We start from the raw sequence: 13,274 nt of genomic DNA, 5'->3' as shown, positions 1-13,274 counted from the left end.
AGCGAGCGCCGGGCCTTCGCGCGTGCTTAAATCGCTTCTGGCACCACCTGCTCAAGCTTCCAGCGCCGCGATACACGCAAGAAAGAACGGGCAATGGACGGTGTCGTCCCGGCGAAAGCCGGGACCCATAACCACCGATGTCGGTTATCTAGAAAGCCGTCGACCACTTCCTCAACCAGAACGGCCGCGGCGTATGGGTCCCGGCTCCCGTGTGCAATTGCGCATTAGGCCGGGACGACGGGTTACTGCACACCCAGCGCGACGAAGCGCAATTCACCGTCGCCGTTCGAGACGAGCAGCAGCACCGACTTCTTGCCGTCCTTTTTCAGCTTCTCGACACGGTTCTTGATATCGGCCGCGCTGGCGACCGCCTCCTGCGCCACCTCGACGATGACGTCGCCGGCCGACAGGCGCTTCTCGGCGGCGTCGGAGCTGGCGTCGACGCCGGTGACGATGACGCCCTTCACGCTGTCCTTGATCTTGTACTTGGTGCGCAGATCCTTGCTCAGCGCGGCCAGGTCGAGGCCGAGCGCCTTCTGCGTCACCAGCTTCTCGGCGGGCTCGGCCGGCTTGGCGTTGGCCTGCTGAACCTTGTCGGTGTCTTCGAGGCGGCCGAGGGTGACCTTGTGCGTTTCCTCATTGCCTTTACGGATGATGACAACCTCGACTTCCTTGCCGACCGCGGTGTCGGCAACGATGCGCGACAGATCCTTCGGATCCTTGACGTCCTTGCCGTCGAACTTCACGACGACGTCGCCGGGTTCGATGCCGGCCGGCTTAGCCGGGCCCTTGTCGTCGATGCCGGCGACCAGCGCGCCACGTGCCGGCTTGATGCTGAGGCTTTCGGCGATTTCGTCGGTGACCTGCTGGATGCGCACGCCGAGCCAGCCGCGGCGCAACTCGCCGAACTTCTGCAACTGGTCGACGACCCCGGCCACCGTCTTCGACGGCACGGCAAAGCCGAGACCGATCGAACCGCCGGTCGGCGAGATGATCAGCGTATTGACGCCGATCACTTCGCCGTCGAGGTTGAACAGCGGACCGCCGGAATTGCCGCGGTTGATGGCGGCGTCGGTCTGGATGTAGCTGTCATACGGCCCCTGGCTGATGTCGCGGTTCTTCGCCGAGACGATGCCCGCGGTGACCGTGCCGCCGAGACTGAACGGATTCCCGATCGCGACCACCCACTCGCCGAGGCGAAGCTTGTCGCTATCACCGAACTTGACCGCAATGAGCGGCTTCGGCGGCTTGAACTTCAGCACGGCAAGATCGGTCTTCTTGTCGACGCCGACCAGCTCGGCCTTGATCTTGGTGCCGTCGTTGAGGATGACGTTGATCTCGTCGGCGTCGGCGATGACGTGGTTGTTGGTGACGACAATGCCCGCGGTGTCGACGATGAAGCCGGAGCCGAGCGAGTTGGTCTTGCGCGGCGAGAACTCGCCGTTCTTCTCACCGCCCTTGCCGCCAGGACCGCCTGGGCCGCGCCGGTTCTTGAAGAAGTCGTCGAAGAATTCCTCGAACGGCGAGCCCGGCGGCAGTTGCGGCATCGCGCCACCGCCGCCCTTGGCGTCGATCGTCTGCGACGTCGAGATGTTGACGACGGCATCGATCACCTTCTCGGCGACGTCGGCGATGCCATCGGGGCCGCGTGCAAACGCCGGCACTGAGCTCAGCATGCTTGCAGCACCGATCGAGATCGCGGCTCCCATCAGGCGGAGGCGACGGCTCAGGGCTGGTCTGGCAGCGGTCATGTCGGCTTCTCTCCAGGCAAACAGGTGAATATCGTTTGGCCGCACAGTGCGCCCGAACCGGCTTTCGGCGCAAGCATCAGAGCTAGCCATTTCGGCTAAAAACCGGCCGTAAAAGGCTCACGATTGCGTTCAATTTTGGTTGTCATTCCGGGATGGTCCGAAGGACCAGACCCGGAATCTCGAGGTTCCCCGATGCGCAATCGCGCATCTGAGGTTCATGCTTCGCATGCCCCGGAACGACGATAACGATCAGCGCCGCACCAGCCAGATCAGCAGCAACCCACCGACCGCCGACCCGATGCCGACGACGCGCAGGATATTGTCGGGCGTCGCCAGCGCACTCTTCATCGCCCGGCGCATCCAGGCCGGACTTGCCGCGAACATGATGCCTTCGAGCACGAACAGAATTCCCAAACCGATGAGGAAGTCGCCGAACGCTATTGACCTCATCGGATGAGAGCCTCCCGCTTAGTGTTTGTTTTTCTTTGATGGCGGCGACGCGTTGACCGTGTCGCCGCCAGATCTTGAAGTTACATGTCTTGAAGTTACTGTTTCGCCGCGGCGGCCGCCTCAGGCGGCTTGCCGTTGGCATTGCCGAAATACTTGAAGAATTCCGAATCCGGCCGCAACAGGAAGCGCGTCTCACCCGATTTCAGGCTGTTCTCATAGGCCGACATCGAACGATAGAACGCGAAGAAGTCCTTGTCCTGGTTGTAGGCTTCGGCGAACAGACGGTTGCGCTCGGCGTCGCCGCCGCCGCGTGTCTGCTCCGCCGTCGAGTTGGCTTCGGCGACGATCACCGTGGACTCGCGGTCGGCCTTCGAGCGGATTTCCTGGCCCTTCTGGGCACCCTGGGCGCGGAACTCGGCGGCCTCACGCTGACGTTCCGTCTGCATCCGCTGATAGACCGCCTGGCTGTTCTGCTCCGGCAGATCGGCGCGGCGGATACGCACGTCGACGACCTGGATGCCGTAGCCGTCGGCCTCCTTGTCGAGCTGATCGCGGATCCGCGACATCAGCCGCTCGCGCTCGTCGCGGACGACCGTGATGAAGGAGACCTCGCCGAGCACGCGGCGCAGCGACGCGTTCAACAGCGTGGTGAGCTGCAGATTGGCGGCCTGGATCGAGCCGACGCTCGTGTAGAAGCGCAGCGCGTCCTTGATGCGGTAGCGGGCGAAGGCGTCGACGACGAGTCGCTTCTGGTCCGATGCGATCACTTCCTGCGACGGATTTTCGAGGTCGAGGATGCGCTTGTCGATCGAGATGACGCTGTCGGTGAACGGGACCTTGAAGTTCAGGCCCGGCTCGGTGACGACGTCGACCGGTTTGCCGAACCGGACCACGAGGGCCTGCTCGGTCTGCTGCACGGTGAACATCGAGCTGTAGGCGATGATGGCCACGACGAACAGGACGATCAGGGTCGCAATGCCCGTGACGGGGGATCTCATCGCGTGCCTCCCTGCGGCTGGCCGGTTGTGGCCTGGGCTGCCGGACGCCGCGGCGTCAGTTCGCCGAGCGGAAGATACGGCACGATGTTCTGGCCCGGTCCGCCGTCATAGACCAGCTTCTCGGAGCCACCGAGCACGCGCTCCATGGTTTCCAGATAGATGCGTTCACGCGTCACTTCGGGAGCCTTCTTGTACTCTTCATAGACTTTCAGGAAGCGCGCGCTCTGGCCTCTGGCCTCGGCGACCGCCTGCTCCTTGTAACCTTCGGCGGCCTGCAGGATCTGCGCGGCACGGCCGCGCGCCTCGGGCACGACGCGGTTGGCGTAGGTTTGCGCCTCGTTCTGCGCACGCTCGAGATCGGAGCGCGCCGCCTGCACGTCGCGGAACGAATCGATGACCTGCGCCGGCGGATCGACCTTCTGCATCTGCACCTGCGCGATCTGGATGCCCGCGCCGTAGCCGTCGAGCGTCTTCTGCATCAGCTCCTGCACGGTTGCTTCGGTCTGGGTCCGCGCGCCGGTGAGGATCGGCTGAATTTCGGAACGGCCGATCACCTCACGCATCGCGCTTTCGGCGACCGCCTTCACGGTGCCTTCGGGATTCTGGATGTTGAACAAATAAGCGCCGGCCCCACCCGGCTTGATGCGCCACAGCACGGTGAAATCGACGTCGACGATGTTCTCGTCGCCGGTCAGCATCAGGCTCTCCTCCGGCACGTCGCGGATGGTGCGGCCGCGCCGGGCGGGATCGTCGATCAAGGTCATGCCGATCGAGAGCGTGTTCACGCGCAGCGCCTTCGGCAGCAGCACGGTCTCGATCGGATATGGCAGGTGATAGCGCAGGCCCGGCTGCGCATCGCGCACATACTTGCCGAAGCGCATGACGACGCCGAGCTCTTCCGACTGAACGCGGAAGATTCCGGTCGCAAACCAGATCACCAGCGCGGCAACCAGCACCAGCGCGATGCCCATGCCGCTGAAACCCCCACCGGGCAGCCATTGCTGCAGCCGGTCCTGGCCGCGGCGCAGAAGGTCCTCAAGGTCCGGCGGCCTCGGCCCGACCGATTGCGGACCGTTGCCCCATGGTCCTTTCGGACCTGAGCCCCACGGCCCTCCGCCTTGATTCTTCCACGGCATCAAACATCTCCTGGGCAAGCCTCGACCGGAACGGTCCGGGCTCGAATGTCCGGCCCGGTTATAGGGGACCGTCGAGGCCCTTACAACGCAAGCTTCCTGACGGCACGAGCTATGCGCCGGGGCAAAATTGTCAATGCAAACATTGGTTAACGTTGGCTGCGCCGACGATATGTCACATAGGAGAAGTCGGCGCTGTCGTCAGGACCGGCCGGATTTCGCACCCGCGCGATCTCTTCCCAGTCCTTCGTATCAATTGTGGCAAGGCGCGTGTCGCCCTCGGGCCTGGCATGCACTTCGGTGATTTCGAGCCGATCGGCCACATCCATCCATTGCGCGTAGATCTGCGCACCGCCGATCACGGCAATCTCGGTGGCCAAACGCCGCAACGCGTCGCCGTGCGCGACCGCACGGGCATTTTCGAACGATGTCGTGACGACCGCGCCGCGCGCCGTGTAGTTCGCGTCGCGCGTCACGACGATGTTGGTTCGTCCGGGAAGCGGCCTACGCAAGGATTCAAAGGTCTTTCGTCCCATCACGATAGGCTTGTTCAAGGTCATCGCCTTGAAGCGCTGCTGGTCGGATTTCAGCCGCCACGGAATCGTGTTGTCGCGCCCGATCACGCCATTTTCGGCGGCTGCGACGATCAGCACGATCTCCATCAGCGCGCGCCTTCCGACAGCGCCGTGAGCGCCGCACCGGAGACGCGGCAGATCGTCCATTCGTCCATCAGCTCGGCGCCGAGCGATTTGTAGAACGCGATCGACGGCGCGTTCCAGTCGAGCACCGCCCATTGCAGCCGCGACCACCCCTGGGCGAGGCAATGCTTGGCGAGGTGCATCAGCAATGCCTTGCCGATGCCGTGGCCGCGCAGCGCCGGGCGCACGAACAGATCCTCGAGATAGATGCCGTGGCTGCCCGCGAAGGTGGAGAAGTTGACGAACCACACTGCGAAGCCGGCGGGCTCGCCGTTCCACTCGGCGACGTCGCAGAACAGCCGCGGGCTGGCACCGAACAACGCGTCGGCGATGTCGGCCTCGCTGGCGTGAACCTCGTGCGAGAGCTTTTCGTATTCAGCGAGCTCGCGGACCAGCGAGAACACCAGTCCGGCCTCATCGAGCCGCGCGCGGCGGATGGTGAGAGACATCAATCGCTCGCGCCGCCACTCATACCGCCACCGCCGCCTTGATATGCGGATGCGGGTCGTAGCCTTCGAGTTTGAAATCTTCGTAGCGGAACGCGAAGATGTCCTTCACATCGGGATTGATCGACATCGTCGGCAACGGTCGCGTCGGCCGGGTCAATTGCAGGCGCGCCTGCTCGAGATGGTTCGAATAGAGATGCGTATCGCCGAGCGAGTGCACGAAGTCGCCGGGCTTCAGCCCGGTCACCTGCGCCACCATCATCGTCAGCAGCGCATAGGAGGCGATGTTGAAGGGCACGCCGAGGAAGACGTCGCCGGAGCGCTGATAGAGCTGGCATGACAGTTTGCCGTTCGCGACATAGAACTGGAACAGGCAGTGGCATGGCGGCAGCGCCATCTTGTCGACCTCAGCCGGATTCCAGGCGCTGACGATCAGCCGCCGCGAATCCGGGGTGCGCTTGATCATCTCGATGACATTGGCAATCTGGTCGATGCTGCGGCCGTCAGGCGCGGGCCATGATCGCCATTGCGAGCCGTAGACCGGGCCGAGATCGCCATTGGCGTCGGCCCATTCGTCCCAGATGGTGACGCCGTTGTCGTTGAGATATTTGATGTTGGTCTCGCCGGCGAGGAACCACAACAGCTCGTGCACGATCGCCTTCAGCGGCAGCCGCTTGGTGGTCAGCATCGGGAAGCCGGCCGCCAAGTTAAAGCGCATCTGGTGGCCGAAGATCGACAGCGTGCCGGTGCCGGTGCGGTCCTGTTTCTCGGCGCCATCGGCGAGGATGCGTTCGAGCAGATCGTGATACTGGTTCATGGCGCTGGCTTCGGGGTTTGTCGGAGATCACGAATTTAGCGGCCTGGGCCGCCGATCGACACGCCGATTCGGTTGATTGCGATGATTATACCCGGAAAAATGATCACGGAATCGCAAACAACAAGCGGGCGGAACCGGCGTTCCGCCCCTCGTCTATCCACTTGATTACATTGCTTAACTTGCCGGCCGCCGCGCGATCAGCTCTCCGACTCCACGAACACCTGGTCGCGCTTGGCGCGCAGCGCCGGCAAGATCGCCAGCACCAGCAAACCGGCTGCGATCGCCAGCAACACCGCCGACAGCGGCCGTGAGACGAACACGCTCCAGTCGCCGCGCGAGATCAGAAGCGCGCGGCGCAAATTCTCCTCCATCAGCGGGCCCAGCACCATACCGAGCAACAGCGGCGCCGGCTCGAAATCGTGCTTGATCAGCCAATAGCCGAGCAGTCCGAACGCGCCGGCGAGGACGACATCGACCGGTGCGTTGTTGATGGAATAGATGCCGATCGCGCAGAAGATCACGATCGAAGGGAACATCAGCCGGTATGGCACCCGCAACAGCCTCACCCAGATGCCGACCAACGGCAGGTTGATGACGATCAGCATCAGATTGCCGATCCACATCGAGGCGATCATGCCCCATACCAGCTCTGGCTGCTTCTGCATTACCTGCGGGCCCGGCACGATGCCATGGATGGTCATCGCGCCGACCATCAGCGCCATCACGGCATTCGGCGGGATGCCGAGCGTCAATAGCGGGATAAACGAGGTCTGCGCCGCCGCATTATTAGCGCTTTCCGGCGCCGCCACGCCTTCGATCGCGCCGCGGCCGAAGCGCGACGGATCCTTGGCGATCTTCTTCTCGAACGTATAGGCCGCGAACGACGCGATCACCGCGCCGCCGCCCGGCAGGATGCCGAGAATCGACCCCAGGATCGTGCCGCGCACGATCGCAGGGAACGAGTCTTTCAAATCTTTCTTGGTCGGCATCAGCCCGGTGATCTTTTGCTGCACCAGATCGCGGTCCATCTCGGCGCCGGCGTCGAGGTTGCGGATGATTTCCGCAAAGCCAAACACGCCCATCGCTACGGTCGCAAAGCCGAGGCCGTCGGCGAGCTCGGGAACGTTGAACGCCATGCGCGAGGCGCCGGTCTCGATGTCGGACCCGACCATCGACAGCAGCAGCCCGAACACGATCATAGCGATCGCTTTCAGGATCGACCCCTTCGCCAACACCGTCGCGAAGATCAGGCCCAGCACCATCAGCGAGAAATATTCGGCAGGCCCGAAGGCCAGCGCGAGTTTTGTCAATGGCGCACCTAGTACAGCGATCAAAACCGTCGCGACGCAGCCGGCGAAGAACGAGCCGATCGCGGCGATCGCGAGTGCCGGGCCGGCGCGGCCCTGCTTGGCCATCTGGAAGCCGTCGAGCGTGGTCACGACCGATGTCGCTTCACCGGGAATATTGACCAGGATCGAGGTGGTCGAGCCGCCATATTGGGCACCGTAATAAATGCCGGCGAGCATGATCAGGGCGCCGACCGGCGGCAGGCCGAAGGTGATCGGGAGTAGCATCGCCACCGTGGCGATGGTGCCGATGCCCGGCAGCACGCCGACCAGCGTGCCGACCAGCGCGCCGATCAGGCACAGCAGAAGATTGATCGGGGTCAGGGCGACGCCGAAACCGAGGGCGAGATTGGCAAAGAGGTCCATCACGCCCTCACTGGATCAGGAAACGCGGGAACATCGGCATCGGCAGTCCCAGCACATAGGGAAAGAGCAGCGCGCAGCCGAGCGTCAGGCAGGCGCCGACGATGATCGCCTCCAGCCATTTCGTCTCATGCGAGCCGAGTGCCGCGATCAGGAAGCACGAGAAGGCGGAGACGACGAGACCGAGCGGCCTGATCGCCAGTGCAAAGAATACGATCGACAGCATGACGAAGAGCGGCCCGCGCCATGCATAGGTCCCGATCTGCGGGCCATCGTTGAGGACTCCTATCAGCGCGATGACGCCGCCCAGCAGCAATAGCAGCACCGCGAACATGCGCGGCACTGTTCCGGCGCCGAACGAAAATCCGTGCATGCCCTGCAGATCGCTGGACGCCCACAGGGCAAACAGGGCGATCGCCATCAAGGCGATCCCGCCGACAAAATCCTGCGGGCCGCGGACCCATTTTGGCAGGATCGATTTGACCGGCGCCTCGCTCGGCGTGTCACTCATGATTTCACTCCCCCACGGCAGGCTTGCCCGCCCGTTCTGATTTGATGGCTCGTGATGCTGGCCAAAGGAATTGCTAGCGATTTTCGTCAGACAACGCCAGCAAAACCCAGAATGCCGCCAGCAAGCAGCAGCCAGAAAGGATTGACACGCGTCGCAAACGCAAGCGCGGCTGCGACAATGGTGAGCAGCGCCGCGATCCAACTTTGGTCTGATGTCCGCGCCAGGATCAGCCCGCTCGCCGCCATCAGGCCGATCGACAGCGGAACCAGTGCCGCTTGAACGAGCGCAGGCCAGCGCGCATGACGCGAGCGTTCGAGGAAACGGCTCACATAATAGGCAAGCAGCGCGGTTGGACCGCACATCGCCAGCGTCGCCGCCAATGCACCGGCGACGCCTGCGACAGAATAGCCTATCAGCGTCACGATCAGCACGTTCGGTCCCGGCGACAGCTGCGCGAAAGCGAAGACGTCGGCGAACTGCTTGTCGGTCATCCAGTGATGCACGTCGACCGCGGCGCGGTGCATTTCGGGGATCGCCGAATTGGCGCCGCCGACCGCAAACAGCGACATCAAGCCGAAGGTCCAGACCAGCATGGCGATCGGGTTGGACTCGGTATTCATGCCTTGACCTTGCGGCGCGTCAGAATCGTGATCGCAAGGCTGAGCGGGATCGCGACCAGCAGCACGAGCTGCAGCGGCCATCGGATCAGCCCGATCGCGACGAAGACCGCGAGCATGACGACGAGGCCCGTGACGTCGCGCCGCTTGAGCAGCGGCGTCATCATCTTGAAGACGACGGCGAGCAGGAGGCCCACAGCGACACAGGACACGCCGGCGAGCGTGCGGCGCAGCGCATCGATTTCACCGTAGCGCACATAAAGCGCGGCGAGGATGGTCGCGATCACCATCGGCGGGCCGACCAGGCCGGCGAAGGCAGCAACGCCACCGGCGATGCCGCGAAAGCGCGAACCGAACACGACCGACAGATTGACGATATTCGGCCCCGGCAGGAAGTGGCAGAGCGCGAAGGTCTCGTTGAATTCTTCCGCCGTCATCCAGCGGTGCTGCTCGACAATGCCCGCCGGGCCCAGACCAGCACCCCGCCGAAGCCGGCCAGCGACATCTTGGCAAAGGCAAAAAACAGCTCGGACAGGCCGGGCTGGCTGGGCGAAGATGACGGGGGAACGTCCGGCGCCGGGACGGCAACCGGCTGGGAATCCGGAGGCATAAACAAAATCTAGGACGACCGCACGACGCAGACCAACCCAAATCGGCGTGTTTTCACACCTCAAGAGCCCTGAATCGGCTCTATTTTTCTCCAGCGTTGCCGCCTATATTGGGGCTGCCGGTTCGCCGGCTATGGAAATAAATGGCCGTCGCAATAAACCATTCGGACCCGGGGGCGGTACCCGGCGCCTCCACCAAAACCCATCCTGACCGACCGATCATGGGGTGGCTTTCGGCGGGGGCGAAATAGGATCGACGAGGGCGTAAAGGGCGTGTTTTTTCTCGGTATGGTTCCGCCGTTATCGGGCTAATGCAATAGTTGCCAACGACAACTTTGCTCCGGTTGCTCAGGCTGCGTAACGCAGTTTGAAAGACCACACTTAAAGTCCTAACGGGTTAAGCTCCGTTAGGCGGGGTTCGGAGGCACCTGGCAACAGAAGCCTCCACTTCATTCCAGACCCGGATTCCAGACCCGGCGCTTCCCGCCCACATTTCCGGCGCCGCCCCTGCTGATTTCCGGCTCCCGGCAGGGTAGCATGGCTCAAAGGGGCGAGTCGGGCGGTCCGGCGGCGCTGCCGAGCCAGGCATTATTTTCGAAAGCGACAGGATCACCATGGCGACCGATCACATCCGATATGACGTGCTGGCGCGGGACGCGCTGCGCGGGGTGCTGCGCCGGGTTCTGACCGACGCCGCCGAACACGGCCTGCCGGGCGAGCACCACTTTTACATCACCTTCCTGTCGACCGCCGATGGCGTGAAGATCTCGCCGCGGCTGCTGGCGCAATATCCGGAGGAAATGACCGTCATCCTGCAGCACCAGTTCTGGGACCTGGTGGTGACGGAGGAACGCTTCGAGGTCGGCCTGTCGTTCGGCGGAATTCCCGAGCGGCTGACCGTGCCGTTCGCCTCGGTCACGCGCTTCCTCGATCCGTCCGCGCCGTTCGATCTGCTGTTCGATGTGTCAGACGCAGCGGTCGAAGAGTCCCCGGCCAAAGTGCCGGCTGCATCGCCGGCCACCTCCCTCCCCGCGCCCCCGCTCCGGGCAGCGGCCGAGACCAGGGCCGCCGAGACCGACGACGAGCCGGCGAAGCCCAGCGAAGGCGCCGAAGTGGTGCGGCTCGATCGTTTCCGCAAGAAATAATCCAAGAAATAATCTAAGCGCGGATCAAACCTCGACCTTGTAGGGTGCTTGCGAAGATCAGGATGACAGATCGTCATCCCGGACTATCTTCTGCATGGGCATGAGCTTTCGCGCGACGTCGCGTTGTCGCGCGGGACCGGCCCATTGCGGGATCACGCTATCGTGACGCACGGAAACCATCCATGGCTCGATCAACGACACGTTCCAAAACAACCGCCAAAACGACTACCAAAACCACCACCCGCAGCGAGACCGACAGTTTCGGTCCAATCGACGTGCCCGCCGACCGCTACTGGGGCGCGCAGACCGAACGCTCGCGGCAAAATTTCAAGATCGGCCATGACCGGATGCCGATCGCGATCGTTCACGCGCTCGGCATCGTCAAGCTCGCGGCCGCAGAGACCAATCGCGATCTCGGCCTGCTCGATGCGCGCCGCGCCAGCGCCATCGTTCGCGCCGCCAAGGAGGTAATCGAGGGCAAGCTCGACGATCATTTCCCTCTGGTGGTCTGGCAGACCGGCTCCGGCACCCAGACCAACATGAACCTCAACGAGGTGATCGCCAATCGCGCCAACCAGACGCTCGGCGGCGAACTCGGCACCAAGAAGCCGATTCATCCGAACGACCATGTCAACATGAGCCAGTCGTCGAATGATTCATTCCCGACCGCGATGCATATCGCGGCGGCGACGCGGATCATCGCCGATCTGATTCCGGCGCTGACCGAACTGCATCGCGAGCTGCGCAAGAAGGAGAAGGCGTTCGCCGGGATCGTCAAGATCGGACGCACCCACACCCAGGATGCGACGCCGCTGACGCTCGGCCAGGAATTCTCAGGCTACGCCGCGCAGATCGGGAGCGGCATCGCACGGCTGCGGGTGGCGGTGAAGGATCTGTTTCCGCTGGCGCAGGGCGGCACCGCGGTCGGCACCGGCCTCAACTCGAAGCCGAGATTCGCCAAGACCTTTGCCAGGCACGCAGCCAGGATCACCAGGCTGCCGTTCACCAGCGCCGAGAACAAATTCGAGGCCTTGGCCTCGAACGACGCCTATGTACTGGTTCACGGTGTGATCAATTCGGTGGCGACCGGTCTGTTCAAGATCGCCAACGACATCCGCTTCCTCGGATCCGGTCCGCGCTCGGGCCTCGGCGAGTTGATCCTGCCCGAGAACGAGCCGGGCTCGTCGATCATGCCGGGCAAGGTCAACCCGACCCAATGCGAAGCGGTGACCATGGTCTGCTGCCAGGTGTTCGGCAACGAGACGGCGATCACGATCGCCGGCAGCCAGGGTCATTTCGAGCTCAACGTGTACAAGCCCGTTTTGGCATATTGTATGATGAATTCCATCCAATTGCTGACCGATGTCGTCCGCTCGTTCACCGAGCATTGCGTTGCCGGCATACGCGCCGACGAAAAGCGCATCAGCGAGTTGATGCAGCGCTCGCTGATGCTAGTGACGGCGCTCGCGCCGAAGATCGGCTACGACAATGCGGCCAAGGTCGCCAAGGCTGCGCACGCGCGCGGAACGACGCTGAAGGAAGAAGCTTTGCGGCTCGGCTTTGTATCTGCAGATGAATTTGATCGGCTCGTGCAGCCGGACAAAATGACACACCCGGGCTGAGTGCATGATCATTGTCCGGACAATTGCAGACAACCTGCGTGATATAATTATAGATCATAACGCCTAAAGACTAAGGCCGGTCATCTATCGGCTCCGCGCTGACGCATGTTACAGCAAGACAGATGTCAAGTTTTCGCAGAGCGAAACTGATTCTTTGATGCTATCACGAGGCATCAACCGGGGATTCTGGATGGATATCGAGCCAGGCGCGCAGCGCGACCACTCTTGCGTTCGTCACGATGCATCACCAATTCGCATAAGGGGACGATGAGGGACGAGCATGGGCGACGTGGTCAATCTGAAACGATTCAAGAAGCGGGGCGAGCGCGAACAAGTGGCGAAGCAGGCCGAAACAAATCGTGCGCTATTTGGTCGCACCAAGTCTGAACGCGCGCGCGATGAACATCTTGCCGAGCACAACGCTCGTCAGCTTGAGCAACATCGCATCGACGGCGGAGACGCATCATGAAATCTCCCGTCGTCAAACGTTCGATTGTCGTCGCCGGACACAAGACCAGCGTCAGTCTTGAAGAGGCGTTCTGGAACGGAATGAAGGAGATTTCCGGTCTGCGAAACATGACGCTGTCGGAACTGGTCGGCGAGATCGACAGCAATCGCCAGCAGGGCAATCTCTCCTCCGCGATCCGCCTCTTCGTGCTGGACTATTTCCGCTCGCGCGCCACACCGGCCGTGCCGGAGGCAAGGCTGCAGCCCGTCGATACGCGTCAGCAGGCCTAGAGCCCTTTCCGTTCCGATGGAATCGGAACGG

Annotated in this window: 14 protein-coding genes, 1 other RNA gene and 1 pseudogene; 5 read left to right on the top strand and 11 right to left on the bottom strand. The window is 62.8% G+C overall.

Annotated elements, in window-relative coordinates; all coding sequences use genetic code 11:
* Nucleotides 1-242: 242 nt before the first annotated feature.
* The 11 genes and pseudogenes from UP10_RS10020 to UP10_RS09970 form a co-directional block, all read right to left on the bottom strand.
* On the bottom strand, nucleotides 243-1,751 hold the full coding sequence (locus tag UP10_RS10020; protein ID WP_044587132.1) for a Do family serine endopeptidase: 1,509 nt from the start codon (nucleotides 1,749-1,751) through the stop codon (nucleotides 243-245).
* 249 nt (nucleotides 1,752-2,000) lie between these two features.
* Complete coding sequence (locus UP10_RS10015; RefSeq protein ID WP_044536117.1) at nucleotides 2,001-2,201, bottom strand: DUF2065 domain-containing protein; 201 nt, start codon at nucleotides 2,199-2,201, stop codon at nucleotides 2,001-2,003.
* Between the two features lie 95 nt (nucleotides 2,202-2,296).
* The gene (gene hflC / locus UP10_RS10010; protein ID WP_044536116.1) at nucleotides 2,297-3,199 is read right to left on the bottom strand and encodes a protease modulator HflC; all 903 of its coding nucleotides are present in this window, start codon (nucleotides 3,197-3,199) and stop codon (nucleotides 2,297-2,299) included.
* Nucleotides 3,196-4,335 carry an FtsH protease activity modulator HflK gene (gene hflK / locus UP10_RS10005; RefSeq protein WP_044587131.1) on the bottom strand — a complete coding sequence of 380 codons (1,140 nt, stop codon included), beginning with the start codon at nucleotides 4,333-4,335 and terminating at the stop codon, nucleotides 3,196-3,198. Before hflK ends, hflC begins: the two co-directional genes overlap by 4 nt.
* 146 nt (nucleotides 4,336-4,481) lie before the next feature.
* A complete protein-coding gene (locus UP10_RS10000; protein ID WP_044587248.1) occupies nucleotides 4,482-4,994 on the bottom strand; it encodes a dihydrofolate reductase in 513 nt (170 codons plus the stop codon).
* Nucleotides 4,994-5,479, bottom strand: coding sequence for a GNAT family N-acetyltransferase (locus UP10_RS09995; RefSeq protein WP_044587130.1), 486 nt, complete (start codon nucleotides 5,477-5,479; stop codon nucleotides 4,994-4,996). The genes UP10_RS10000 and UP10_RS09995 overlap by 1 nt, the downstream gene beginning before the upstream one ends.
* A 19-nt stretch (nucleotides 5,480-5,498) precedes the next feature.
* Complete coding sequence (locus UP10_RS09990) at nucleotides 5,499-6,293, bottom strand: thymidylate synthase (RefSeq protein ID WP_044587129.1); 795 nt, start codon at nucleotides 6,291-6,293, stop codon at nucleotides 5,499-5,501.
* A gap of 197 nt (nucleotides 6,294-6,490) precedes the next feature.
* Complete coding sequence (locus UP10_RS09985) at nucleotides 6,491-8,005, bottom strand: tripartite tricarboxylate transporter permease (RefSeq protein ID WP_044536111.1); 1,515 nt, start codon at nucleotides 8,003-8,005, stop codon at nucleotides 6,491-6,493.
* Nucleotides 8,006-8,012: 7 nt separating this feature from the next.
* A complete protein-coding gene (locus UP10_RS09980; RefSeq protein ID WP_044536110.1) occupies nucleotides 8,013-8,513 on the bottom strand; it encodes a tripartite tricarboxylate transporter TctB family protein in 501 nt (166 codons plus the stop codon).
* Nucleotides 8,514-8,599: 86 nt separating this feature from the next.
* Nucleotides 8,600-9,133: a chromate transporter gene (locus UP10_RS09975; RefSeq protein ID WP_044587128.1), complete on the bottom strand. Its 534-nt coding sequence runs from the start codon at nucleotides 9,131-9,133 to the stop codon at nucleotides 8,600-8,602.
* Nucleotides 9,130-9,740, bottom strand: a pseudogene (locus UP10_RS09970) (chromate transporter). Before UP10_RS09970 ends, UP10_RS09975 begins: the two are co-directional and overlap by 4 nt.
* Before the next feature lie 77 nt (nucleotides 9,741-9,817).
* Here UP10_RS09970 and ssrA point away from each other — a divergent pair.
* The 5 genes from ssrA to UP10_RS09950 all read left to right on the top strand — a co-directional run bounded on the left by ssrA (nucleotide 9,818) and on the right by UP10_RS09950 (nucleotide 13,243).
* Nucleotides 9,818-10,187, top strand: a transfer-messenger RNA (tmRNA) gene (gene ssrA / locus UP10_RS42535).
* Nucleotides 10,188-10,352: 165 nt separating this feature from the next.
* On the top strand, nucleotides 10,353-10,883 hold the full coding sequence (locus UP10_RS09965; protein WP_044587127.1) for an SspB family protein: 531 nt from the start codon (nucleotides 10,353-10,355) through the stop codon (nucleotides 10,881-10,883).
* 182 nt (nucleotides 10,884-11,065) lie between these two features.
* Nucleotides 11,066-12,505 carry a class II fumarate hydratase gene (gene fumC / locus UP10_RS09960; RefSeq protein WP_044587126.1) on the top strand — a complete coding sequence of 480 codons (1,440 nt, stop codon included), beginning with the start codon at nucleotides 11,066-11,068 and terminating at the stop codon, nucleotides 12,503-12,505.
* Nucleotides 12,506-12,785: 280 nt separating this feature from the next.
* On the top strand, nucleotides 12,786-12,974 hold the full coding sequence (locus UP10_RS09955) for a DUF4169 family protein (protein WP_044536105.1): 189 nt from the start codon (nucleotides 12,786-12,788) through the stop codon (nucleotides 12,972-12,974).
* Nucleotides 12,971-13,243 carry a ribbon-helix-helix domain-containing protein gene (locus tag UP10_RS09950; protein WP_044536104.1) on the top strand — a complete coding sequence of 91 codons (273 nt, stop codon included), beginning with the start codon at nucleotides 12,971-12,973 and terminating at the stop codon, nucleotides 13,241-13,243. The genes UP10_RS09955 and UP10_RS09950 overlap by 4 nt, the downstream gene beginning before the upstream one ends.
* The last annotated feature ends 31 nt before the right edge of the window (nucleotides 13,244-13,274 follow it).

The sequence above is a fragment of the Bradyrhizobium sp. LTSPM299 genome (assembly GCF_000938235.1).
In the GTDB taxonomy this organism is placed as follows: Bacteria; Pseudomonadota; Alphaproteobacteria; order Rhizobiales; family Xanthobacteraceae; genus Bradyrhizobium.
The sequence above is the reverse complement of the archived record's forward strand: the minus strand, read 5'-3'. Positions and strand labels throughout refer to the sequence as shown.

What these genes read in the sequence shown, in the direction of transcription:
- UP10_RS10020 (WP_044587132.1), bottom strand. Translation starts at nt 1,751, where the DNA reads ATGACCGCTGCCAGACCAGCCCTGAGCCGTCGCCTCCGCCTGATGGGA.
- UP10_RS10015 (WP_044536117.1), bottom strand. Translation starts at nt 2,201, where the DNA reads ATGAGGTCAATAGCGTTCGGCGACTTCCTCATCGGTTTGGGAATTCTG.
- hflC (WP_044536116.1), bottom strand. Translation starts at nt 3,199, where the DNA reads ATGAGATCCCCCGTCACGGGCATTGCGACCCTGATCGTCCTGTTCGTC.
- hflK (WP_044587131.1), bottom strand. Translation starts at nt 4,335, where the DNA reads ATGCCGTGGAAGAATCAAGGCGGAGGGCCGTGGGGCTCAGGTCCGAAA.
- UP10_RS10000 (WP_044587248.1), bottom strand. Translation starts at nt 4,994, where the DNA reads ATGGAGATCGTGCTGATCGTCGCAGCCGCCGAAAATGGCGTGATCGGG.
- UP10_RS09995 (WP_044587130.1), bottom strand. Translation starts at nt 5,479, where the DNA reads ATGTCTCTCACCATCCGCCGCGCGCGGCTCGATGAGGCCGGACTGGTG.
- UP10_RS09990 (WP_044587129.1), bottom strand. Translation starts at nt 6,293, where the DNA reads ATGAACCAGTATCACGATCTGCTCGAACGCATCCTCGCCGATGGCGCC.
- UP10_RS09985 (WP_044536111.1), bottom strand. Translation starts at nt 8,005, where the DNA reads ATGGACCTCTTTGCCAATCTCGCCCTCGGTTTCGGCGTCGCCCTGACC.
- UP10_RS09980 (WP_044536110.1), bottom strand. Translation starts at nt 8,513, where the DNA reads ATGAGTGACACGCCGAGCGAGGCGCCGGTCAAATCGATCCTGCCAAAA.
- UP10_RS09975 (WP_044587128.1), bottom strand. Translation starts at nt 9,133, where the DNA reads ATGAATACCGAGTCCAACCCGATCGCCATGCTGGTCTGGACCTTCGGC.
- UP10_RS09965 (WP_044587127.1), top strand. Translation starts at nt 10,353, where the DNA reads ATGGCGACCGATCACATCCGATATGACGTGCTGGCGCGGGACGCGCTG.
- fumC (WP_044587126.1), top strand. Translation starts at nt 11,066, where the DNA reads ATGGCTCGATCAACGACACGTTCCAAAACAACCGCCAAAACGACTACC.
- UP10_RS09955 (WP_044536105.1), top strand. Translation starts at nt 12,786, where the DNA reads ATGGGCGACGTGGTCAATCTGAAACGATTCAAGAAGCGGGGCGAGCGC.
- UP10_RS09950 (WP_044536104.1), top strand. Translation starts at nt 12,971, where the DNA reads ATGAAATCTCCCGTCGTCAAACGTTCGATTGTCGTCGCCGGACACAAG.